Genomic DNA, 21951 nt, shown 5'->3' on the forward strand with positions numbered 1-21951 from the left:
GGCATCCATGAGTCTCGAAAAAGCCATTCACCGCCTGAAGCATACACATCCGGTGCTCGAGCCCGGCCATGTCTGGCTGGCGGGCGCCGGCCCCGGCGATCCCGGCTGCCTGACGCTCGACGTTCTGTCGGCGCTGGACCAGGCCGACGCGCTGGTGCACGACGCGCTGGTATCGGAGGAGATCATCGCCATCGCCGAACAGGCCGAAAAATTCTATGTCGGCAAGCGCGGCGGCAGGCTTTCCATTCCGCAGGACGAGATCAACGCCATTCTCATCCGCCTGGCCAGGGAAGGCCGCAAAGTCGTCCGGCTGAAGGGCGGCCATCCGCTGGTGTTTGCGCGCGGAGGCGAGGAGGCGCTGGCGCTGGCGGCGCAAAACATTCCGTATCGCGTTCTCTCAGGCGTCACATCCGCCTTTGGCGGGCTTGCCTCGGCGGGCATCCCGGCGACGATGCGCGGCATCAACGGCGCGATCATCCTCGCCACGGGCTTTGCCGCGGTAAGCGACGACCGCCCGGATTGGGCCGCGCTCGCCCGCACCGGCCAGCCGATCGTCATCTATATGGGTTTGACCCACATGCCAGACACGATCGCTTCGCTACGAGCCGGCGGACTGGCCGACGAGACGCCCGCCGCGTTCGTGGAGAACGCGACCTTGCCGAACGAGCGCACAATCGTCGCGACGCTGGGAACGCTAGTCGAGACGGCGGAGCGGGAAAACGTAACCTCGCCTGCCCTGATCGTCATCGGCCGCATCGTCTCGCTACGCGAGAAGCTGCGATGACCTCCCGCGGCATCATCATCGGCGCGGCGCGTTCGGGCTCGGGCAAGACGAGCGTCACCATCGGCATTCTGCGCGCACTGGCGCGGCGCGGCATCGCCGTGCGCGGCGCGAAATCCGGGCCGGATTATATCGATCCGGGTTTCCACGCCGCCGCCACCGGCCGGCCCGGCGTCAATCTCGACAGTTGGGCCATGCCGCCGGCGCTGCTCGCTTCGCTGGCCTCGGAGGCTGCCCGCGACGCCGAACTGCTGTTCCTTGAAAGCGCCATGGGCCTGTTCGACGGCATACCCGGCGAGCCGGGCCGCTCCGGATCGGCAGCCGATCTCGCCCGGCTGTACAGCCTGCCGGTGCTGCTGGTGCTCGATGTTTCCGGCCAGTCGCAGACCGCGGCCGCTGTGGCGAAGGGCTTCGCGGCCTATGATCCCGATGTGCGGATCGCCGGCGTGGTGCTGAACCGGCTGGGCAGCGAGCGCCACCGCCGCCTTGCCGGCGACGCGATCGAAGCGCTCGGCCTGCCGGTGGTCGGTGCGATCCTGCGCGATCCGACACTCAATCTGCCCGAACGCCATCTCGGCCTGGTGCAGGCGGAAGAGCATGCCGACCTGGTGGCGCATCTCGACCGGCTCGCCGACATGGTCGAGCGTTCGCTCGACCTCGACGCGATCATGGCGCTGGCCGCGCCGATGCCTTCGGCAGCGACGGATGTTTCCGGTGCTCTGCCGCCGCCCGGCCAGCGCATCGCGCTGGCTCGGGATGCGGCTTTTACTTTCCTCTACCCGCATCTGGCGTCGCATTGGCGCAATGCCGGGGCGGAGATCGTGCCGTTCTCGCCGCTCGCCGACGAAGCGCCGCACGCGGATTGCGATGTCTGCTGGTTGCCCGGCGGCTATCCCGAACTGCATCCTGGTAAGCTCGCGGCTGCAGAGAACTTCCGCACCGGGCTGAAGAAATTCGCCGAAACGAAACCTGTCCATGGCGAGTGCGGCGGCTTCATGGTTCTGGGTGAGGCGCTGGAAGACGCCGAGGGCAAAACACATGAAATGCTCGGCCTGCTTGGTCATTCCACGAGTTTCGCCAGGCGCAAGATGAACCTCGGCTATCGCCAGGCAAGATTACTGGCGGATTGCCCGCTCGGGCCGGCGGGCGCGGTGATCCGCGGCCACGAGTTCCATTACGCACAGATGACCGCGCCCGGCAGCGACGACAGGCTGGCCGAGCTCGCTGACGGCCAGGGCAACCCGCTCGGCGCATTCGGCGGGCGCCGCGGCCATGTTTCCGGCACCTTCTTCCACGCGATCGCGAGGGGCTGACAATGCCTTTCCGGGGACAGTTTACTTTCTTTCCGCAGAGAGGCAGCGCCCCGGCAAACTTGGTGCAAGCGGAAATAAGTAAACTGTCCCCAACCGCGCCATTGCGAGCGCCCCGTCGATGAAACATCTTTCCGACATCGCGCTTTGCCTCGTCTTCTTCACCCGGCTGCCGTTGCCGCATTTCGGAGCGGAGCACTCCACCTTCGCGCGTGCGATCTGGGCCGCGCCCGTCGTCGGCCTCGTTGTCGCGCTGATCGGCGGGATCGTCTACGTTCTCGCCGCCTTCCTCGGCCTTGCCGCCGGCCCGGCCGCAGCGCTGGCGCTTGCCGCGACGATGGCCGCCACCGGCTGCCTGCATGAGGACGGGCTGTCTGACACCGCCGACGGCTTCGGCGGCGGCAGGACGCGCGAGAAAAAGCTGGAGATCATGCGCGACAGCCGCATCGGGACCTATGGCGCCTGCGCGTTGGCCTTTTCGATCCTGCTGCGCTGGAGTGCGATTTCTGAACTCGGCAGCCCCGTCGCAGTCTTCTGCGCGCTGATCGCCGCGCATGCCGCGTCGCGGGCGCTGCTTCCGGCCTTCATGCATATGCTGCCGCCTGCTCGCACCGACGGCCTGTCTGCCGGCGTCGGCGCGATCTCGTCCGATACGGCGCTTTCGGCAGCCGCGCTCGGTGCGCTGGCGCTGCTTGCGCTCGGATTGTCCGGCGCGGTCGCTGCCGCCCTCTGCCTCGGCATCGTCTTCTCCCTGTTCCGCGCCCTCTGCCTCGGCCAGATCGGCGGCCAGACCGGCGACGCCGCAGGCGCGCTGCAGCAGGCCGGAGAAATCACCGTGCTTTTCATCGCTTCCGCCGTCTTCATTTGACTCATTTCCGGAGAAATTTCGTCTATGCCCTTCAAATCATTGGATGAGCTGCACGCTGCCTGCCAGGACCTGCCGGCCGGAGACGACCGCGCGGCGACCGCCGTCGCGGCCCGCCAGGACACGCTGACCAAACCGCAGGGCAGCCTCGGCCGCCTTGAAACCATCGTCGCCTGGCTGGCGCGCTGGCAGGGCCGCGGCACGCCCAGGCTGGACAAGGTCAAGGTCATCGTCTTTGCCGGCTCGCACGGCGTGACCGCACAGGGCGTCTCGGCCTACCCGGCGGAAGTCACCGCGCAGATGGTGGCGAATTTCGCCGGCGGCGGCGCCGCCATCAACCAGTTGGCCCGCGCCGCCGGGGCTGGCCTCGACGTGATCCCGCTTGAAATCGACCGGCCGACCGGAGATTTCACGCAGGGCCCGGCAATGAGCGAGGCGGAATTCCTCGACGCCGTGTCGATCGGCCACGCCTCCGTCGCGGGAGATCTCGACCTCGTCTGCTTCGGCGAAATGGGCATCGGCAACACCACGACCGCCGCCGCGGTTGCCGCGGCGCTTTTTGGCGGTGCGCCGGAAAAATGGACCGGCCGCGGCACCGGCGTCGACGATGCCGGATTGCAGCGCAAGATCGCGGCCATCGACAAGGCGCTGAAGCTGCACGCGGACATTCTGGGCGACCCGTTGAAGGTCGCAGCCGCCGTCGGCGGGCGCGAGCTTGCCGCGATCTTCGGCGCGACCCTGGCCGCCCGCCAGCTCGGCATTCCGGTCCTGCTCGACGGTTTTGTCTCGACGGCTGCGGCTGCGCCGCTGGCCAGGTTGCATGACAAGGGGCTGGCCCACGCGCTCGCCGGCCATGTCTCGGCCGAGGCCGGCCACCGCGGCCTCCTCGAAGCGCTTGAGCTTGCGCCGCTTCTCGAACTCGGTATGCGGCTCGGCGAAGGCTCGGGTGCATGCCTCGCCGTCAATATCGTGCGCTCAGCGCTTGCCTGCCACACCGGCATGGCGAGTTTTGCGGAAGCCGGCGTATCGGAGAAGTAGCCGCTGGGTCGCCGGCGAGTCTTTGCCGGCGCAGACCTCCTGCATTGGAACAATTGACGATTGCCGCCGTTTTGCCTCGACCGTTCGAGGCGAAGGGATTTCACCATGGTTGCCAATTTATGGAGACATCACAGCGATGTCGGCGACGATCTGGAAGCGCAGGTCGCCAGGTTGACCCGCGAAGTGGCCTCGCTGAAGAAGACGCTGAGCAAGCGCGGGGCGGCCGCCTATGAAGACACCAGCGAGCGCGCCGCCGATCTCTATGAGGACATTCTTTCCCGCATCAGCGACGTCATGCCGGACGTCAAAAGGCAATCGCGCGCCGTCCAGAAAGCAGCGCATGACAATCCGGTCGCGACCGCGGTAGTTGGCGTCGCGGTGCTCGGCCTGCTTCTCGGCCTGCTCGCCCGGCGGTGATTCTCTTTATTCAGGTTGCTACAAGTAGCACTCGACGCCGCGCCCGCTTTGCCGGGCATAGGCGCTGTGCTCGCCGCACTGCTTGCCGTTCAGCATCAGGTCGAAGGGGCACTGGCAGTTGCCGCCCTGCGGCGCGCGCGCCGGATGGCGGCCGCCGATAAGCGAGCCCCAGGGCCTGGACCCGGCCGGCCGGCTTTGCACCGGCAGCGCCGGCCTTGGCCCCTCTGCGACTGCAGGCGCAGTCGATTGCGGGGCGAGATAGTCGCCATGCACCCAGCCCTTTTGCCCATCGAACAGAACCAGCCGCCATTTGCCGTCGCGCGCCAGCACACCGACCTTCTGACCGGGTTTCAGCGTCGAGACGATCGTCGCGGACGTGCTCGCCCTGGCGCGGAGGTGAACGCGCGAGGTCGTGAACAGCGACGAACCTTCGATCGCTGTCCCGCCGACCGGCCTTTCCGGCCGGGGGATCGAACCGGTTGCCATTTGCGACGGCTTGGGCTGCGGCGCGACCGCGTTCTTGGGAATTGCCGGCGGCGTCGCCCGGCGCTGGACCGAGGCCGCCGGCCTTGGGCCATCGGCGTGACGCTGCCGGCTCGGCGGCTCCTGGGTCATTGCCCAAATGCCGGCTGCCGCCGCGCCGATAAGCAGCCATCTGAGTTTCGGGAGCGTGAATCCAGCCATGCCGGCAATGATGCCGGCAAGGCCTTAAAACGCGGTTGACGGAGCAGAGCCGCGATCCCCGCACATGCGGAACCGGGCCTTATCTTGTTTGCCCATGATCTGATCCCAAAACCGGTTCCCACTTTTGGGGATCATGTCTGACGAAGCCGCGCGAGCGCCACAGCAGGAATACCATCACCGAGACGTTGAGCAGGTTCCAGCCGATGCCGTTCAGGAAGGCGGCCGCATAGGAGCCGGTCAGGTCGTAGATCCAGCCCGACATCCAGCCGCCGAGAGCCATGCCGGCGACCGTGGCCATGACGACCACGCCGACGCGCCGGCCGGCTTCCGCCGCCGGCATGTATTCGCGCACGATGATGGCGTAGCACGGCACGATGCCGCCCTGCGACAGGCCGAAGATGAAGGATACGACATAGAGCGACGCCAGCCCGTCGAACGGAATGTAGAACAGCAGCGCGAGGCCTTGCAGCACCGAGCCAATAAGCAGTGTCCTGATGCCGCCGATCCGGTCGGCGAGAAAGCCGGAGCCGAGCCGGCTGACGATGCCCGCCGCCAGCATCAACGACAGCATCTCGGCGCCGCGCGCCACGCCGTAGCCCAGATCCATGCAGTAGGCGACGATATGCACCTGCGGCATCGACATCGCCACGCAGCAGGCGACGCCGGCTATCACCAGCAGCGCCTGCAGCACCCGCGGCGATATGGAAATCGGTTGTACTCGCGCATTGGGGGCCGCTCCTTCGGCATGGCCATGGCTGCCCCGAGGGTGTCTGCGCCGCAGCAGGAGCAGCAGCGGGATCATCGCGGCGATGCAGATGACGCCGATGCCGATATAGGTTGCGCGCCAGCCGTCGGAGACGAGAAAGCCCTGCATGCCTATCGGCCATACCGCGCCTGCAAGATAGTTGCCGCTCGCCGCCACGCCGACCGCGACGCCGCGGCGGCGGTCGAACCAGTGCGAGATATCGGCGATCAGCGGCCCGAACGTCGCCGACGAGCCAACCCCGATCATGACGCCCTGGATGAGTGTGAACTGGGTGATGGAGGTGGTGAGCGCTGCAAGTATGAAGCCGAAGCCCATCACCAGCGCGGCAATGATGCCAGGCCACATGAAACCGAACCGGTCGATGAAGCGGCCGACGACAAGATTGCCGATCGCAAAGCCGATCATGGTCAGCGTGTAGGGCAGCGAGGCGTCGCCGCGGTCCACGCCGAATTCGGCCTGCACCGCCGGCAGCACCACCACCACGGCCCACATGCCGATGCCGCCCAGCGTCGAGAGCAGCGTGGAGACGGCAAGCCGCCACCAGGCATAGGCGCCGTCTATGTCGGAGGCAGCAGGCGCACCGATTGCAGTGTTCATTTGTCGCCGCATTCCGGTTTTGCCCGCATAGCGGGCTTGTCCTGAGCACTCTTGGCCGGATTGTCTCGATTTGGCAGCGCCACGTCAGCATTTCCGCCGCGCCAGCGAGGGGTCGCTTATGGCAACCGTGGGGTTTGGAGCGTCTTTATCACCCCTGAAATGCGAGCCTCTGATACCAGGAGTAGCTGGGAGTGGCCTACTCCTCATAATGTGGCATGACAAAAGCCGATGCTCTGTATCCCCGTGATCGAGCATATGCGCAATCGGAGGCGAACGTGGCGCTCAACAGACTGGTGATTTACGCCAAGGACGTCGAGGAGATGGTGCGCTTTTATGAGATGCATTTCGGCTTTACAGCAACAAGAACGCCCGGCGACAGAATTGTTGAACTGGTCAGCCAGGATGGCGGGGCGAATTTAATGCTTCATCAAGCAGCCAAAGGGCAACGGAGCGGTCAATCAATCGTCAAGCTTGTATTTGACGTGGAGGACGTGGAAGCCTTTTGTGGTCGCTGCGCAGAAAACGGCTTGGAGTTCGGCGCTATCCACAAGGCGGATGGGTACACGTTCGCCAACGCAAAAGATCCGTGCCAAAATTCGATATCAGTTCCCAGCCGAGCCTTCAGCAACAGCGGCTAGCGACCTTTCACACATCCGATGCATTCGCTTCGCATCGACGCCAGAATGCTGTAGCAGTCATGCCCGGTCGTCTGCCTGCTTGGCATATCAGCGGCATCGCGGTGGCATCCGTCGGGAACAACGTCAAACCTCCGCGCCCATCACCTCCGCGATCTCTTCCAGAAGCCGCGTGTCGTCGCCGGCCATGCCTTCCATCGACATCATCCGCGAAACCACCGTCGCGCCGATCTTTTCCTCCACCGTGTCCTCGGCATAGGCATAGTAGATGATCGCCCGCCGGCCGTCGCGGTGGGCGCGGCCCTCGATCTGCTGCAACTGGATGGCGCTGTGGCGCAGATCGTGGATGACAAGCGAGCGCTCGCGTTCGCCGCCCGGCATCTCGCCCTGGTGCAGCGAGATCGATTCGGTGACGGTGAAGACGACCGCGTCGAGCTGGCCGGTCTGGAACGCCACCCTGGTCTCCTCATTGGCCTCGCCGGAACGCTCGCCATTGATTTCGCCCGCCAACCAGCCACGCGCCCGCAGCTTTTCCGTCAGCATCGCGCTGGTCTCGAGGAAGGCGACCGAGATCGCCACCTGCTGGCCGTTGGCCAGGAGATCCTCGACGAATTCGGCCGTGCCCGCAATCCGGATCAGGCTCGCCTTCTGGCGAAAGCGCAGATCGGCCGCCCAGCCCGCCGGCTTGCGCGTGCTGCCGCCGGCCAAGCCCAGCTCGCGCCTAAACTCGCGCCATGTCGCGTCGTAGAGTTTCTTCCCCGCCGGATCGAGCGCCACCGGGGCGAGCTCGCGCTGCACCTCCGGCCAGCCCGCGATGTCTTCGGGGCGGCGGCGCATGCCGATGGCGTTGCGACCCTTGTAGAGCAGGTCCGACATCAGCTTGCGGTCGCGCTCGTTGGGCTCCCACGACCAATTCTTCCAGCGGCCTTTCACGCGGCCGATGCCGAGCCGCTTCATCAGCTTGCGGAAGTCGTCGAGTTCACCGCTCGAGCCGCCGGTGGCGTAGGCCAGCAGCCTGCCGAGATAGGAGAGTTCGTGCGGCGACTGCCCCGCCGTTGCGCTCATATAGATGGTGAATTTCGAGGCCGCCGCCATCTGCCGGCACACCATCCCCTGCTGTGAATTGGGATTGCGGATGCGATGGCTCTCGTCGATCACCACGATCGGCCAGACGCGCTTCGGCGTACCCAGCCTGGCAAGCTCGTTGTTCTTCGCCCGCGTCGAGCGTTTCGTGCTGACCGCCGGCGGCGCCATCAGCGATTTGGTCCGTTCGAAATTCATGATGGTGACGCGTTTGCCAGCGTCTGGCGAATGCGCGATCGTGCGCCGCCACTGCGGGATTGCGCCCTTCGGGCAGATCACCAGCACATCCTTTTCCGACATCGCCGAGATCGCAAGCCATGCCGACAGCGTCTTGCCGAGCCCCGTCAGATCGCCGAGCAGGAAGCCCGGCCGGCCCTCTTCCCGCGCCGCGAGGATCGCTTCCTTCGCCTCGACCTGGTGCGGCCGCGGGACAAAATCATGGTCGCGGTCCGGCCCGGCCATTGTGATCGAAACGTTCATGCCGCCTGCCCCGCACACCAGCCGGACGACCACGCCCACTGGAAATTGAAGCCGCCGAGCCAGCCGGTCACGTCGACCACCTCGCCGATGAAATAGAGGCCGGGGACCGACTTCGCCTCCATGGTCTTCGAATCAAGGTCGCGCGTATCGACGCCGCCCAGCGTCACTTCCGCCGTGCGGTAACCTTCCGAGCCGGCCGGCTTGACCCGCCACCCATTCACTGCTGCTTCGATTTTCCGGAGCGCCTTGTCGGAGAGATCTGCGAGATTCCCCAGGGCGTTTGCCTGTTCCGCGATCGTTTGCGCCAGCTTCTTGGGCAGGAAGGCGGCAAGCGCGGTCTGCGCCGCCTGCCTTCCGTTCTCGGCGCGGGCCTTGCGCAAAGCCTCGAACACGTCGGTCTGTGGCAGCATCGAGATGGCGATCTCCTCGCCCTCGCGCCAGTAGGACGAAATCTGCAGGATCGCCGGGCCGCTAAGCCCCCGATGCGTGAACAGCATGGCCTCCGAAAATTTCGTCTTGCCGCAGGACACGACCGCGTCCACGGCGACACCGGAAAGCGGCGCCAGCCGCGCCAGCGTGTTCTGGTCGAAGGTCAGCGGCACCAGCGCCGGACGGGTCTCGACGATCCGCAGGCCGAACCGGGCGGCTACATCATAGCCGAAGCCGGTAGCGCCCATTTTCGGGATCGACTTTCCACCGCTGGCGACCACCAGCGACTTTGCGCCGACTGCGCCGTCGTTCAGCGCCAGCGTAAACCCGCCATACGTTTTCTCGATGCTTTCCACCTGCGTCGAAAGGCGCAGTTCCGCGCCGTGGCGCTTCATCTCGCCAACCATCATGTCGATGATCTGCCTTGCCGAGCCGTCGCAGAAGAGCTGGCCGAGCGTTTTTTCGTGCCAGGCTATGCCGTGCCGCTCGACCATGGCGATGAAATCGCGCTGCGTGTAGCGGCTGAGCGCCGAAATGCAGAAATGCGGGTTCTGCGAGAGGAAATTCTTCGGGCTGGAATGGAGATTGGTGAAGTTGCAGCGGCCGCCGCCGGAAATGCGGATCTTTTCGCCGGGCGACGCGGCATGCTCGACGACCAGCACCGAGCGGCCGCGCTTGCCCGCCTCGACGGCGCACATCATGCCCGCCGCGCCCGCGCCGATCACCACAACATCGAAGGTCTGCAAGCCGTATCTCCTGCTGGAACGGCTCACCTACAGCACCCCGGCCGAAGATGGGAGTCGCAGGCGTTGGACTATTCGATTGACGCCGCTAGCCGTTGCGGCCCGGCCGCGCTCTTGCGACACCGCGCGGCATGAACCGGCAATCGAACCTGCTTGCGGCATTCTGGATGGGCTGTTCGCTGGCTTGCATGCTGTTGATGACCATTGCCGGCCGCGAGACCACGCGCGAGCTCGACGTGTTCCAGGTGATGGAGATGCGCTCCGTCATCGGGCTGTTTATGCTCTATCCGCTGATCCGGCTTGCCGGCGGCTTGCGCGCCATGCGCACGCGGCGGCCTTGGCAGCATGTCGGCCGCACATCGCCCACTATGCCGGCCAGTTCGCCTGGCTGCTGGCCCTGACGATGATCCCTCTGGCGCAGCTCATCGCCATCGAATTCACCGCGCCGATCTGGACCGCGCTTCTGGCAGTCAGCTTCCTCGGCGAACGCATGAATGTCTGGAAGATCACTGCGATCGTGCTGGGGCTGGTCGGGGTGACGATCATCGTGCGGCCCGGCATCGATGCATTCGACCCCGGCCAGCTGATCGTGCTCTCCGCCGCTTTCGCCTTCGCCATTTCCTTCGCCATGGTGAAATCGCTTACCCGGACCGAAACAGTCGTGGCGATCATCTTCTGGATGCTGATCATCCAGTCGATCATAGGCCTCGTCCCGGCGATCTATGTCTGGCGGCAGCCCTCGGCCGGCGTCTGGCCGTGGATCCTGGTCATCGCCTTCGCCGGCTCCTTCGCGCACTACTGCATGGCGCGCGCCATGGTCCATGCCGACGCGACGGTGGTGATGCCGATGGATTTCCTGCGCGTGCCGGCGACGGCCGCCGTCGGCTGGCTGCTCTATTCCGAGCAGATAGACCTCTTCACCGCACTCGGCGCTGCGCTCATCCTCACCGGCAATTTGCTGAATCTCGTGGGCAGGAACGGGCGGGCCAAAACAGAGTGACGGCCGACCAGTGCTCCTGCTATCCCCTCACTTCTTCAGGAATCCCCAGGGCGTCGTCGCTTTGGGTGGAGTTGCGGCGGTGTCGGCGTTTTCGGCCCTGGCCACCTTTGCGCGGCCGACGCTATAGCCCGACTGAATGACCGTCACGCCGTCGAGCACGAAGAGTTGCGTCGTTTCGAGACCCGGCTTCAACACGCCCGATATCGACACTGGCTCATAGATTTCGCCCAGTTTGAAGGGCCGCTCGGAAGTGACGTGAACAGTCTGGTTGGGCGGCGGCGGCGGAACGTGGCTGCAAAGGCCGCCCCACGGCAGCAGCATGAACTCATAGACAAGATCGCCTTCGCGATCGACGGGCAGCAGATAGCCGGTCAGTTCGACCGTCTTGCCCTGGAGATCCCACGAAAGCATTTCGCCCTGGCTGGAATTTGACGCGGCCGCACCGGCGGTTTCCGGAAATCCACCATTCTGGCTCTCCGGCCGCAGTTCGCTCCAGCGGATTTTCAGAGCATCGACAGAGGCGTTCGCCGCGCCGAAGAACAAAAGGCAAGCGGCGACCGCTGCGCCTCCCACAAGTTTGAAACGGTTGTCCACCGGCCGCTCTCCACGTCACAAACGAAGTAAAGGCCGTTAGGCGACGTGCGTCAATTGGATGGGTGTGGACGCGCCTACTGAAGGCCGATGAATGGCCCTGTACGCGGCCCAAACAGGCGCCAATTGGTCGGCTGTTCGCAAAAGCCGGCATCATAGGGCCGATCCGTGCATGCCCAGCGGTATGTCTGGGTGGAGTCCGGCCCAAGGCAGCCGGAAGTCGAAAGCGCCGCCGCCAGCATCGCGAGAACTAGGTATAGCCGCATCGTCACTTCTCCGCCGGATCGCCACGCCGTCGATCCGCACCACACCATCTACCCGAAAACTGCGATTCCCGAAACCGGCAATGCTATCTCAGCGCCGCCGCGATATTGCCGCCGTCGACGGTGGTCACGTCGGCCGTCGTCCGCTCGGCGAGCGCCTGATGCAGGAAGGCCTGCGCCACGTCCTCGGCGGTGACCTCCTGGCCCAGCAGATTGCCGGACATGTATTCTTTTTCAGACACTCCGCGCGCGCCCGAGCGGCTGGCGATCATAGCGTCGGTCAGCAGGCCGGAGCGGATACGGTCGGCATTGACGGCGTTCGAGCGGATGCCCTCCGCGCCGTATTCCAGCGCGTATTGCCGGGACAGAAACAGCGTCGCTGCCTTGGGCAGGCCATAGGCGCCGAATTTCGCGCCGGGATTGACCGCCTGCTTGGAGGCGTTGAACAGGAGCACGCCGCCGGTGCCCTGCTCCAGCATGATGCGCACGGCGTTCTGCGCCACCGACTGGTGGGCGAAGAAGTTGAGTTCGAAGCTCTTGCGCAGGATCGCGTCGTCAAGGTCGCCGATCCGGCCTTCCCATGCAGCACCCGCATTGGAGACGACGATGTCGACGCCGCCATAGGTCGCGACGGCCCTGTCGAAGGCGGCGCGCACCTGCGCCGGATCGGTGATATCCGCGCCTACGCCGATCGAATTGTTCCCGGCTTTTTTCGCCGCCTCGGCCGCCTTTTCCGCATCGAGATCGACGACGACCACATGCGCCCCATTGGCGGCGAACAGTTTTGCCGTCGCCGCCCCGATAGCGCCAGCGCCGCCCGTCACCAGCATCACCTGCCCGGTCAGCGGCTTCGGCTTGTTGGAAGCGAGCTTGGCTTGTTCCAGCGACCAGTACTCGAGCGGGAACAGATCCGATTTGGCGAGCGGCCGGAAATCGCCGATCGCTTCGGCGCCGCGCACCGCCTCGATCCACATTTCGCCGACATCGGAGGCGATTCTCGCGTCCTTCAGCGTGCGGCCGTGCCCGAACATGCCGAGACCCGGAACCAGTGTCAGCCGCGGCATCGGGTCGAGCATGGTGCGCGCCACATCGTCCAGCGCGTCGTTCTCCTCGAAATAGGCGCGGTAGTCGGCGGCGTACTTTTCCACGTGCTGCCGGATCACCGCCTTGAAGTCGCCGGCGTTTTCCGCGTCGGGAGCCGGCAGCGCCATCGGGCCGGTCTTGATGCGGATCGACAGATCCGGCGTCGAGACGCCACGTCCGGCATAGTCGGCGATCTTTTCCGAAGCGATGAAATCGAGGATCGCGTCGGACGTGCGGAAATCGCTGATCATGCGGTCGAAGCGGCCTTCGCCGCGCGACACAGCCACCGCGCCGCGCAGCGCCGGCGCGATGTCCTCGGGCTTGGCGAGCTTCCGCGGCAGGGCCGCCTTGGCAGCCGGCGGTTTGCCGTTGGCGGCGACATAATCTTCGGCCGCCGTCACGTAGTGGATCATGCGGTCATAGGCCTGCCTGGCGTCGTCGCCGAAGGTGAAGATGCCGTGCTTGTCCAGGATCAGCCCTTCGACCGACGGATCGGCGTCGTAGATTTCGGCCGCCGCCTTGGCGAGGTCGAAGCCCGGCTTGATATAGGGAACGAAGCCCAGCTTGCTGCCGAACACTTTCCTGCAAAGCGCCTCGCTGTCGGCCTGATCGACGACAGCGAGAATGGCCGTCGAATGCGTGTGGTCGACGAATTTGTGCGGCAGGAACGCATGCAGCAGTGTCTCGACCGAAGGATTGGGCGATGACGGGTCAATGAGATTGGCACGCTGCAGCGCCACCATGTCCTCGTCGGAAAGTTTCTCCAGCGACCGCGCCTTGAGGAGCGGCGCGAGCTTCACGGCCGGCAGGCCGGCGGGCTCAATCACGCCCATGTCCCAGCCGCTGCCCTTGACGCAGAGCACGTCCCATTCGTCGCCGATGAGGTCGGTGACCCTGATCTTGCACGACGTGTTGCCGCCGCCATGCAGCACCAGCCTCGGCTCGCCGCCGAGGAGCCTCGTGGTATAGACGCGAAGCGCCAGGTCGCGCGCGACGCCTTTCTTCGCGTAATCCGCAACAAGGCGTTCGGCTGCGCTGTCATCCCACAGGTTTTTCATAATGCTAGATCCGGTTTCTTCATTCGTTTGTTGAGACAGGAATGCTGTGACGCGCCGATGACGGTCCGCACGCGTCTGCGTATTATCCCGCCATGGCCTTCGCTTGATCCAGCAACCGTCGCGCCATGCCTGATCCAACCACCAGGTGCGAGCAAAGGCCGCCGGCAATGGCAGCGATCAACGGCTCGAATTTCTTGTCTTCCTGCACCACCATCAATCGCTTCGGTATGGCGCGCAAGGATCGCAGATCGGCCGATATGACCCGGCGGTTGTAGCTGCAGTCGAGTGCCGCGCCCTTGGCGTCGATGATCTGCCCGGCGACAACGCCGGCAGCGCCCCTCTGGCGCAAGGCGTCCATCTCGTCGGGGCTGAGCGCTCCGCATTTGACGACATGGCTGTCGGCGTCGACCGTGCCAACCGAATAAAGCGCGAGGTCGCAATCCGAAATACTGGCAAGCTGCTCGCGGATCACCGGTTCGGCGCGCAGATCGCGCGCCAGCGCCTCGGTCGTCAGCACCAGCGGCGCGTAGAAATTGATGCCCTTGGCGTTAAGCCGCCGCGCGATCTCCATCGTGCACTGGTCGGGCCGGTAGGAATATGGCGCGCCGAGATTGCCGCAGAGCTGCACCACCGTCACATCCTGCAGATCCGCGTAGGACATGATGTCGGCGATCGCATAGACCGTCCTGCCCCAGGCGACGCCGATGCGATCGCCCTTGCGGACCAGTTCGAGGAACACGCTCGCCGCCAGCACAGGCACCTCAGCCGTGGGATCGGCGGCCTGGTCATTCTGCGGCGCGATCCAGACGGCATCGAGCTTCAGCGCATCCTCGAGCTGGCGCGCCAGCACGTCTTCGGCGAAAAGCTGGGTAGAGGTCGAGATGTTGACGATGCCTGTCTCGCGCGCCTTGCGCAGGTACATGGCGACGGAAGCCCGCGAAATATCGAGCTGCTTCGCCACCTCGTCCTGCCGCAGGCCATGCGCATAATACAGCCAGGCGGCCTTGTGGATGATCTGTTCTGCCGGACGGATTGCCATTGCGCCTCCCTCTCGACATTAGTCATGGCCGCTGACAAAAGTCAAACTGGCTTACACCTCGGCTCGGCGGTCTGCCTGATCAAGCAGATTGCGCTACGACATCCGCGGAATAGCGCAGTTCGCGCAACGGCCGCACCTCGCGCGTGGCCTCGGCGTAGATCGGATCGGCCTTGTAGGCGGCAAGCGCTTCGGCATCCGGGAACTCGGCATAGACGACGACATCCACCTCGTCGGACAGCGGATCCACTTTGGTATTGAGAGAAACCTCGAAACGGCTGGAATGGGGGATGGCGGCGAGCCGGGAAAGGCCGGTGCGAACGGCTTCCACATCCTCGCGCCGCTTTGCGCTGAAAAACACGATATGCCGGATCAAAATCGCCTCCGCCGGAAGAAATGCGAGGCGTTTTCGGCCGGCGGGGTTCCGGCGTCAACCGCATCCGGGCCGGATGTGCTGAACTGACGCTGCCGCTCAGCCGGTTATGAAACTCATTATATGCCGGAGTTCACGGACCCCCGCATCCAGGTAACGGCCACCATTGTAGCCGCCGTCCCAGATCAGGAAGCCGGTGACGAGGCAAATTCCGATCACATAGCGCATGCCCTACCCCCGAGGCGGACTTTTTTTGCCGCACGATGCCTGCCGTGCACCCACTTTGGTGATTGCCGTCGAAACTGCAAGGCCCGACCGGTTGCGCGATATCTTTTGATTTCGCGTGTGCACATCCAAGCGGCGTCGCCAGCTACGTTCGGCGGACGAGCTCGCCTGGCACAGCGGCGCCAGCCTCCTGTCTCTTGAACTTCCCTTTGGCGGCAATGAAGGTCGTGACCCTGCACCAGGAGCCAAGCCGGCGAATAACCGGAGGTTGCGGATTTCGCCCGGCAGTATCATGATGCGGAACAGCGTGCGCCGGCAAGGCATTGCAATACATGATCTAATCAGAGCTGTGCGATGAAAAGGGACGGCATTGAGGAGACCGCTGCGGACGGGGCCATCCGCCTCCACGCGGGAAATTTCGCCGAGGTCGCAAGAGGGCTGCCCTCCAAAGCGCGAATGGTGCTTTCGGCGGCGATGAACCTCGCACACGGCACGCTGAAGATCACCATGCCCGATGGCCGCGCGGTCGTCGTCGGCGGAAAATCGCCCGGCCCTTCCGCGCAGATCATCCTGAAGAACTGGCGGCTGCCCAGCCGCGCCTTCACCGGCGGCACGATTGGCGTGGCCGAATCATACATGGACGGCGACTGGGAAAGCCCGGACGTGACGAGTTTTCTGGAACTGTTCGTGGTCAACGCCGAAGCCGGCGAGAAGGTCGCCGGCGGCGCGAGTTGGCTGCTCACCACCGTCCAGCGGCTGCGCCATTGGCTCAACGAAAACACCCGCACCGGCTCGAAGAAGAACATCTCCGCCCACTACGATCTCGGCAACGCCTTCTACAGGCAGTGGCTCGACCCGAGCATGACCTATTCGTCCGCGCTGTTTTCGGCCGGCGCCAACGATCTCCAAAGCGCGCAGGTGGCGAAATACCGCGCGCTGGCCAGGGATGTCGGCATCGGCGAGCGCGACCATGTGCTGGAAATCGGCTGCGGCTGGGGCGGCTTCGCCGAATTCGCCGCCCGCGAGATCGGCTGCCGCGTCACCGGCCTGACGATCAGCCGCGAGCAGCATGACTTCGCTGCCGAGCGCATCGCCAAAGCCGGGCTTTCCGACAAGGTCGAGATCAAGCTGCAGGATTATCGCGACGAAAAAGGCAAATACGACCGCATCGCCTCGATAGAGATGTTCGAGGCGGTCGGCGAAAAATACTGGCCCGTATTCTTCGGCAAGGTGAAAGATTGCCTCAGGGCCGGCGGCACCGCCGGCATGCAGATCATCACCATCAACGAGGCGGCCTACAGGCTCTACCGCAAGCGGCCTGATTTCATCCAGCGCTACGTCTTCCCCGGCGGCATGCTGCCGACGCCGGCGATCCTGAAGTCGCTCGGCGCCGAACAAGGCCTGTCCTTCATGCGCGAGCGGGTTTTCGCGCAGGACTACGCCCGCACGCTGGCCGAATGGCGGCTGCGCTTCTGGGAATCCTGGGAAAAGATCGTGCCGCTTGGCTTCGACGACCGCTTCAAGAAGCTGTGGGAGTTTTATCTCCACTACTGCGAGGCTGGTTTTCGCGCCGAATACATCGATGTCAGGCAGGTGGTGTACAAGGCCTGATTGTCGGCTTTCGCCCTGAAAGCGCCTTATGCCCGGCTAGGTTGCTCATTCACTGAGTCCGGTCTGGCAACACATGAAGAAACGCACAATCATCCTTCTTGCTCTGATTGCCGCCGGCGCGGCAATCTACATCAACAACACGTCGCTTCTTTCGAGCCGTGCGGCAGGCGAGCCGGTGATCCTCGCCCATCGCGGTCTTGCCCAGTCCTACGGCCGGACCGGTCTCACCGGCGAAACCTGCACGGCCGAGAGGATGCTGCCGCCACGCCACGACTATCTGGAAAACACCATACGGTCGATGGAAGCGGCTTTCGAGCTCGGCGCGGATGTGCTGGAGCTCGACGTTCATCCAACGACCGACGGCAAGTTTGCTGTCTTCCACGACTGGACGCTCGACTGCCGCACCGAAGGCTCAGGCAGGACGCGCGACCACTCCATGGCCGAATTGAAAAAGCTTGATGTCGGCTACGGTTATACAGCCGACGGCGGCAAGACCTTCCCGTTTCGCGGGCAAGGCGCCGGTCTTATGCCATCACTCGACGAGGTGCTCGCCCGTTTCCCCGACCGCCGATTCCACATCAACGTCAAAAGCAGCGACGCCGCGGAGGGCGAGAAGCTTGCTGCCTATCTGGCGGATCTCCCGCCGCCTCGACGCGCGCTGCTGACCGTCTATGGCGGCAACGAGCCCGTCGCGGCGGTGAAGCAGGCTCTGCCGGACATGCGCACGCTTTCCCGCCATTCACTGACCCGCTGCATCCTGCAATACGCCGCCTTGGGCTGGAGCGGCTATGTACCGGAACGGTGCCGCGGCACGACGCTGCTGATCCCGATCAATGTGGCCGGGTGGCTGTGGGGTTGGCCGGACCGCTTTCTCGATCGCATGGACGCGGCTGAAACTCAAATATTCCTGCTCGGCCCCTATGCCGGCGGCGGTTTCTCGGAAGGTCTTGATGACCCGGAGCTGATCAAAAACCTTCCGGCCGGCTATTCCGGCGGCATCTCCACCGACGCGCTGGACCTCATCGCGCCGGAAATCGCACATCGCCCCGCTTCAACGGGCAGCGATAGCCGCGCTGCCTCCGTCGCCACGAAGTAGGTCTACGCGCCGAATACATTGATGTCAGGCAGGTGGCCTACAAGGACTGAGCGCGCGAACTCCATACCTCGTCTCACCTGATGGCAAAGAGCAGCACCAGGCCGCCGGCATAGACGATCAGCACTGCCCAGCTGTCGATGCCCAACCGCCCCAGCGTCCGGTCCCGCCGCTCGATAAGGCCGGACACGTACAACAGCGTGAGCATTATGCCGAGCAGCGCTGCCATCTGCGAGAAGACGCCGACCTCGTTGAAGATCGGGCCTCCCGCATAGACGGCGTCGATCAGAAAGACGAGCGAGACATCGATGATGTTTGTCCCGAATATGTCGGAAAAGGCCATCGAGTAACGTTTGAGTCGAACGGCAGCCAGGACTGTCGAAATTTCGGGCAGCGAGGTTGCGGCGCCGACCAGCGTTGCGCCGAAAAAATTTGCGCCGAGCCCCGTCTGCTCAGCGAGCACCTCGCTGGTGCGGGCCAGAGCATAGCCGGCGACGAAAATCACGGCTCCCGCTCCCACTGTCAGCAGGATTGCGCTGCGCAGATCATACGGCCTTTCTTCCTCATCCTTCCCCTCCCAGAGATCAGGAAGATTGATCGGACGCCAGCTCGCATTCTCCTTCTGCCTCGCGATCAGCCAGAGCAGACCGCCGGCCGCGAAAAGAACCGCTGTGGACCACGCGCCGACCCCAAAGATGGCCACGTCGCCGACGCCAATTGCGATGGCGACAATCGCCAGCAGCAGGCAGCAGCAGACGCCCTGAAGCAGCACCGTCGGGCGTCCGATCACGAATGAGAGCGCCCGTGCTCCGAGCACGTAATCGCCAATGGCCAGGATGACCACCTGCAATGCGACCCCGCCGAGCAGATTGTTTGTGGCCAGCGCCGCCGCGCCGCTCAGACTGGCGCTGACGGTCACAGCAACTTCGGGCAGCGAGGTGATGCCGCCCAGGATCATCATACCGATCAGCGCCGATCCAAGCCCAGTCAGATTGGCGAGGGCGTCAGCGTAAGTCGCCAGTTTTACGCCGGCCCACCAGACGACTGCGGCGCAGACGCCAAAAATCGCCAGGTTCAGCAACAGGGGAAAGGATGCGAAGTCGAGAGACATTCCGCTCAAACCAAGCCCGGCCGAATGGTTCCCGATGCCTGCGAACTCTGCCGCAAGCCGGAAGATGAAACCATGGCCGTGGAAATGCGTTCGGTTTCATCCAGCGCCCGCACATGATTGCTTTGGACGCGTTCAGTGCGAGCGCCTCAAAGGATAAAGGAGGCCAAGATGAAACGGTTCCTGACGGCTGCCGGCCTGATGCTTGCAAGCACCGTGGCCGCAACGGCTCAGACTTCGGCGCCCGGCTGCGGCGACATCGGCATCACCCCCACCCCGCAACTCGACGAAGCCTGCAATGGAGTCGACAGTTTAACGACATCCACCATTCCCGATGCAGGTTCGCCCGGCCTTCAGCCAGGCAACTCGATCGGCGGAACGACATCCACCCTTCCCGGAGCGCCGGAGGGAATGCCGCCCTTGATTGTTCCGAACGATCCGCTGGGCACAGGAAATCGCGACGCCTCCGGCGGCTTGTCGTCTTCCGGCGACCTGTCGCCCGGCCGCCGATCGGGCGCGATACAATCACCGTCAGTGGACTAGCTTCGGCCGATAAGGCGGCTCGCCATGGGCGGACCGCCTTTCCAGATCGCTCAGACCTGCCCTACAGTGTGATGCGGTACTTCGAGAACCCTTCCGCCCCCTCGCCGGCTGGTTCGATCTTCACGCTCTTCAAATCGGCGATGAAGTCTTTCGCCTTGGGCCCGGTTTCGAAGATCACGCTCGTTCCCTCCATCGGCGCGAACGACCAGTTGGCGTCGGCAGACGGATTGATCGTGCCCTGCTCGACAATGTAGCGCACGATCACGTCGCGGTTGGTGTCCGGCGCCTCGAAAATGAGCTTGGAGGCGTTGATCTCCGGGAAATTGCCGCCGCCGCCGGCGCGGTAATTGTTGGAGGCGACCACGAATTTCTGCGCTGGATCGACCGGCTTGCCGTCGAACATCAGGTCGACGATGCGGTTCGAGCTCGCATTGAGCATTGCGCCCTTGGGATCGTATTTCGGCGGCTGGCCGAGGTCGATCTTGTGGGTCACGCCGTCGATCACGTCGAAATTATAGGACGGGAAATCCGGATTGATCAGCGGCTGGTCGGCCTTGCCCGGCTCGATGGCGTTGAAGATGCCGGCCGACATTTCCAGCCATTCCTTCACCTGCGCGCCGGTGATCGCCACCGCCTGCACCGTATTGGGATAGAGATAGAGGTCGGCGACGTTCTTGATCGCCACGTCGCCGGCGGGCACGTCGGTATAATAGTCCGCGCCGCCGCGGCCGCCGGACTTGAAGGGAGCCGCCGCCGAAAGCACCGGCAGGTCCTTGTGCTCGGTGTCCTTCAGCATGTCCTTGATGTACCAGATCTGCGCCTGGCTGACGATCTGCACGGACGGATCGTCGGCCACCAGCGCGAAATAGGAGTGCAGCGGCGCGGAAGTCTTGCCGACAGGCGTGCGGACATATTTCAGCGTCGCCTCGTGATCGTCCTTGGCCGCGGCTTCGACCTCGGCCTTGCTTTCGACCTCCGGCACCACCTTCTTCTCGACCCGCTTGAAGATCGGCCGCGCCTCGGATGTGGAGCCGGCGATCTTCCATTGATTGCCGTCGCGCTCGAGCATCAGGTCGATCAGGCCGAGATGCGAGCCCCAGAAGCCGCCCATCACGCCCGGCTTGCCGCCGATCGTGCCCTTGGCATTGTCGAGACCTTCAACGCCGTCGAATTTGGTTCCGGGAAAATCAAGGTGGCTGTGTCCCGTCACGATCGCGTCGATGCCGTCGACGCCGGCAAGCAGCAGCGAGGCGTTTTCGAGATTCTCGGCATATTGCGCCGGCCCGATTCCGGAGTGCGACAGCGCGATGATGATCTCGGCGCCCTCTTCCTTCATCCGCGGTACCCAGGCTTGCGCCGCCTTGACGATGTCGCGCGTCATCGCTTTGCCCTGCAGATGGCGCGAGTCCCAGGTCATGATCTGCGGCGGCACGAAACCGATCAAGCCAATGCGGATAGGATGCTCAGCGCCGGCGCCATCCTTGATCTTCCTGTCAAGGATTATGTACGGCTTCAGGAAAAGCTCGTCCTTGGTCGCGTCGGCGGCGAGTTGGCCTTTTGTAAGGTTGGCGCAGACGAACGGAAACTTCGCGCCATCGAGCACCTTGAACAGGAAGTCGAGCCCGTAATTGAACTCGTGATTGCCCATGGTCGAGCAGTCGTAGCCCAGCGTGTTCATCGCCTTGATGATCGGATGGACGTCGCCATCCTTCATGCCGCGCTCATAGGCGATGTAGTCGCCCATCGGGTTGCCCTGCAGGAAGTCGCCATTGTCGACGAGGATCGAATTGGTCGCTTCAGCGCGGATGGCGTCGATGATGGAAGCCGTGCGCGCCACGCCCATCGTGTCGTTCGGCTTGTCGGCATAGTAGTCGTAGGGGAAGACGTGGACGTGCAGGTCCGTCGTTTCCATGATCCGCAGATGCGCCTGGTTGGCCTGGGCGCGCGCCAAAAACGGATGCAGCATCACCAGCGCGCCGCTCGCCGCCGTGCCCGCCAGAAAGGAGCGACGCGAAATCGGGTGAAGCATGTGGGACATTGTGTTCTTCCTCCTGGAACTGAAGTTCGAAAAAATCGACGCAGAAACAGTGAGTTTCGCGCCGAATTTTTTGCAAGTCCAGCAGGATCGGATGACAGGCG

General features: G+C 64.2%; 20 protein-coding genes and 1 pseudogene. 10 read left to right on the forward strand and 11 right to left on the reverse strand.

The window, feature by feature from the left end; genetic code table 11:
• Window positions 1–7 precede the first annotated feature (7 nt).
• The 5 genes from cobA to ABVK50_RS13540 all read left to right on the forward strand — a co-directional run bounded on the left by cobA (window position 8) and on the right by ABVK50_RS13540 (window position 4411).
• Complete coding sequence (gene cobA / locus ABVK50_RS13520) at window positions 8–784, forward strand: uroporphyrinogen-III C-methyltransferase (RefSeq protein WP_353641075.1); 777 nt, start codon at window positions 8–10, stop codon at window positions 782–784.
• On the forward strand, window positions 781–2094 hold the full coding sequence (locus tag ABVK50_RS13525; RefSeq protein WP_353641074.1) for a cobyrinate a,c-diamide synthase: 1314 nt from the start codon (window positions 781–783) through the stop codon (window positions 2092–2094). The genes cobA and ABVK50_RS13525 overlap by 4 nt, the downstream gene beginning before the upstream one ends.
• Before the next feature lie 118 nt (window positions 2095–2212).
• Window positions 2213–2959 carry an adenosylcobinamide-GDP ribazoletransferase gene (gene cobS / locus ABVK50_RS13530; RefSeq protein WP_353641073.1) on the forward strand — a complete coding sequence of 249 codons (747 nt, stop codon included), beginning with the start codon at window positions 2213–2215 and terminating at the stop codon, window positions 2957–2959.
• A 24-nt stretch (window positions 2960–2983) separates the two neighbouring features.
• Window positions 2984–3994, forward strand: coding sequence for a nicotinate-nucleotide--dimethylbenzimidazole phosphoribosyltransferase (cobT, locus tag ABVK50_RS13535; protein ID WP_353641072.1), 1011 nt, complete (start codon window positions 2984–2986; stop codon window positions 3992–3994).
• 105 nt (window positions 3995–4099) lie between these two features.
• Entirely contained in the window at window positions 4100–4411 is a 312-nt protein-coding gene (locus ABVK50_RS13540) for a hypothetical protein (protein WP_353641071.1), read from the forward strand.
• A gap of 18 nt (window positions 4412–4429) precedes the next feature.
• Here ABVK50_RS13540 and ABVK50_RS13545 read toward each other — a convergent pair whose 3' ends face one another.
• Entirely contained in the window at window positions 4430–5095 is a 666-nt protein-coding gene (locus ABVK50_RS13545) for an SH3 domain-containing protein (protein ID WP_353641070.1), read from the reverse strand.
• Between the two features lie 79 nt (window positions 5096–5174).
• The gene (locus tag ABVK50_RS13550) at window positions 5175–6458 is read right to left on the reverse strand and encodes an MFS transporter (protein WP_353641069.1); all 1284 of its coding nucleotides are present in this window, start codon (window positions 6456–6458) and stop codon (window positions 5175–5177) included.
• 275 nt (window positions 6459–6733) lie between these two features.
• Here ABVK50_RS13550 and ABVK50_RS13555 point away from each other — a divergent pair, with 275 nt between their 5' ends.
• Window positions 6734–7096 (forward strand): VOC family protein, encoded by a 363-nt coding sequence (locus ABVK50_RS13555; RefSeq protein WP_353645939.1) that lies wholly within the window; start codon window positions 6734–6736, stop codon window positions 7094–7096.
• 123 nt (window positions 7097–7219) lie between these two features.
• Here ABVK50_RS13555 and ABVK50_RS13560 read toward each other — a convergent pair whose 3' ends face one another.
• Window positions 7220–8656 (reverse strand): DEAD/DEAH box helicase family protein, encoded by a 1437-nt coding sequence (locus ABVK50_RS13560; protein ID WP_353641068.1) that lies wholly within the window; start codon window positions 8654–8656, stop codon window positions 7220–7222.
• Window positions 8653–9831: an NAD(P)/FAD-dependent oxidoreductase gene (locus ABVK50_RS13565; protein WP_353641067.1), complete on the reverse strand. Its 1179-nt coding sequence runs from the start codon at window positions 9829–9831 to the stop codon at window positions 8653–8655. Before ABVK50_RS13565 ends, ABVK50_RS13560 begins: the two co-directional genes overlap by 4 nt.
• A gap of 128 nt (window positions 9832–9959) precedes the next feature.
• Between ABVK50_RS13565 and ABVK50_RS13570 the strand changes: the two are divergent.
• Window positions 9960–10828, forward strand: a pseudogene (locus ABVK50_RS13570) (DMT family transporter).
• 27 nt (window positions 10829–10855) lie between these two features.
• Here the strand turns inward: ABVK50_RS13570 and ABVK50_RS13575 are convergent.
• From ABVK50_RS13575 to ABVK50_RS13595, 5 genes are all read right to left on the reverse strand, one after another.
• Window positions 10856–11422: a DUF3299 domain-containing protein gene (locus tag ABVK50_RS13575; RefSeq protein WP_353641066.1), complete on the reverse strand. Its 567-nt coding sequence runs from the start codon at window positions 11420–11422 to the stop codon at window positions 10856–10858.
• A 346-nt stretch (window positions 11423–11768) separates the two neighbouring features.
• On the reverse strand, window positions 11769–13823 hold the full coding sequence (locus tag ABVK50_RS13580) for a bifunctional aldolase/short-chain dehydrogenase (protein ID WP_353641065.1): 2055 nt from the start codon (window positions 13821–13823) through the stop codon (window positions 11769–11771).
• Between the two features lie 82 nt (window positions 13824–13905).
• Window positions 13906–14862 (reverse strand): sugar-binding transcriptional regulator, encoded by a 957-nt coding sequence (locus ABVK50_RS13585; protein WP_353641064.1) that lies wholly within the window; start codon window positions 14860–14862, stop codon window positions 13906–13908.
• A gap of 79 nt (window positions 14863–14941) precedes the next feature.
• The gene (locus tag ABVK50_RS13590) at window positions 14942–15235 is read right to left on the reverse strand and encodes a Dabb family protein (RefSeq protein WP_353641063.1); all 294 of its coding nucleotides are present in this window, start codon (window positions 15233–15235) and stop codon (window positions 14942–14944) included.
• Between the two features lie 96 nt (window positions 15236–15331).
• Window positions 15332–15460 (reverse strand): hypothetical protein, encoded by a 129-nt coding sequence (locus tag ABVK50_RS13595; protein ID WP_353641062.1) that lies wholly within the window; start codon window positions 15458–15460, stop codon window positions 15332–15334.
• 351 nt (window positions 15461–15811) lie between these two features.
• Between ABVK50_RS13595 and ABVK50_RS13600 the strand changes: the two genes are divergently transcribed.
• A complete protein-coding gene (locus ABVK50_RS13600; RefSeq protein ID WP_353641061.1) occupies window positions 15812–17068 on the forward strand; it encodes a cyclopropane-fatty-acyl-phospholipid synthase family protein in 1257 nt (418 codons plus the stop codon).
• 73 nt (window positions 17069–17141) lie between these two features.
• Entirely contained in the window at window positions 17142–18164 is a 1023-nt protein-coding gene (locus ABVK50_RS13605) for a glycerophosphodiester phosphodiesterase family protein (RefSeq protein ID WP_353641060.1), read from the forward strand.
• A 73-nt stretch (window positions 18165–18237) separates the two neighbouring features.
• On the opposite strand, the gene ABVK50_RS13610 is transcribed toward ABVK50_RS13605, so the two are convergent.
• Complete coding sequence (locus tag ABVK50_RS13610; protein WP_353641059.1) at window positions 18238–19272, reverse strand: sodium:calcium antiporter; 1035 nt, start codon at window positions 19270–19272, stop codon at window positions 18238–18240.
• Between the two features lie 168 nt (window positions 19273–19440).
• Here ABVK50_RS13610 and ABVK50_RS13615 point away from each other — a divergent pair, with 168 nt between their 5' ends.
• Entirely contained in the window at window positions 19441–19812 is a 372-nt protein-coding gene (locus ABVK50_RS13615; protein WP_353641058.1) for a hypothetical protein, read from the forward strand.
• 61 nt (window positions 19813–19873) lie between these two features.
• On the opposite strand, the gene ABVK50_RS13620 is transcribed toward ABVK50_RS13615, so the two are convergent.
• Window positions 19874–21850, reverse strand: a complete 1977-nt coding sequence (locus ABVK50_RS13620) for a bifunctional 2',3'-cyclic-nucleotide 2'-phosphodiesterase/3'-nucleotidase (protein ID WP_353641057.1) — start codon at window positions 21848–21850, stop codon at window positions 19874–19876.
• Between the last annotated feature and the right edge of the window lie 101 nt (window positions 21851–21951).

It is taken from the genome of Mesorhizobium sp. WSM2240 (assembly GCF_040438645.1).
Taxonomy (GTDB): domain Bacteria; phylum Pseudomonadota; class Alphaproteobacteria; order Rhizobiales; family Rhizobiaceae; genus Allomesorhizobium.

Excerpts from the sequence above, each read along its gene's own strand:
- ABVK50_RS13550 (WP_353641069.1), bottom strand. The coding sequence starts at position 6,458 with ATGAACACTGCAATCGGTGCGCCTGCTGCCTCCGACATAGACGGCGCC.
- cobA (WP_353641075.1), top strand. The coding sequence starts at position 8 with ATGAGTCTCGAAAAAGCCATTCACCGCCTGAAGCATACACATCCGGTG.
- cobT (WP_353641072.1), top strand. The coding sequence starts at position 2,984 with ATGCCCTTCAAATCATTGGATGAGCTGCACGCTGCCTGCCAGGACCTG.
- ABVK50_RS13545 (WP_353641070.1), bottom strand. The coding sequence starts at position 5,095 with ATGGCTGGATTCACGCTCCCGAAACTCAGATGGCTGCTTATCGGCGCG.
- cobS (WP_353641073.1), top strand. The coding sequence starts at position 2,213 with ATGAAACATCTTTCCGACATCGCGCTTTGCCTCGTCTTCTTCACCCGG.
- ABVK50_RS13615 (WP_353641058.1), top strand. The coding sequence starts at position 19,441 with ATGAAACGGTTCCTGACGGCTGCCGGCCTGATGCTTGCAAGCACCGTG.
- ABVK50_RS13525 (WP_353641074.1), top strand. The coding sequence starts at position 781 with ATGACCTCCCGCGGCATCATCATCGGCGCGGCGCGTTCGGGCTCGGGC.
- ABVK50_RS13580 (WP_353641065.1), bottom strand. The coding sequence starts at position 13,823 with ATGAAAAACCTGTGGGATGACAGCGCAGCCGAACGCCTTGTTGCGGAT.
- ABVK50_RS13605 (WP_353641060.1), top strand. The coding sequence starts at position 17,142 with ATGAAGAAACGCACAATCATCCTTCTTGCTCTGATTGCCGCCGGCGCG.
- ABVK50_RS13560 (WP_353641068.1), bottom strand. The coding sequence starts at position 8,656 with ATGAACGTTTCGATCACAATGGCCGGGCCGGACCGCGACCATGATTTT.
- ABVK50_RS13585 (WP_353641064.1), bottom strand. The coding sequence starts at position 14,862 with ATGGCAATCCGTCCGGCAGAACAGATCATCCACAAGGCCGCCTGGCTG.
- ABVK50_RS13595 (WP_353641062.1), bottom strand. The coding sequence starts at position 15,460 with ATGCGCTATGTGATCGGAATTTGCCTCGTCACCGGCTTCCTGATCTGG.
- ABVK50_RS13600 (WP_353641061.1), top strand. The coding sequence starts at position 15,812 with ATGAAAAGGGACGGCATTGAGGAGACCGCTGCGGACGGGGCCATCCGC.
- ABVK50_RS13610 (WP_353641059.1), bottom strand. The coding sequence starts at position 19,272 with ATGTCTCTCGACTTCGCATCCTTTCCCCTGTTGCTGAACCTGGCGATT.
- ABVK50_RS13620 (WP_353641057.1), bottom strand. The coding sequence starts at position 21,850 with ATGTCCCACATGCTTCACCCGATTTCGCGTCGCTCCTTTCTGGCGGGC.
- ABVK50_RS13540 (WP_353641071.1), top strand. The coding sequence starts at position 4,100 with ATGGTTGCCAATTTATGGAGACATCACAGCGATGTCGGCGACGATCTG.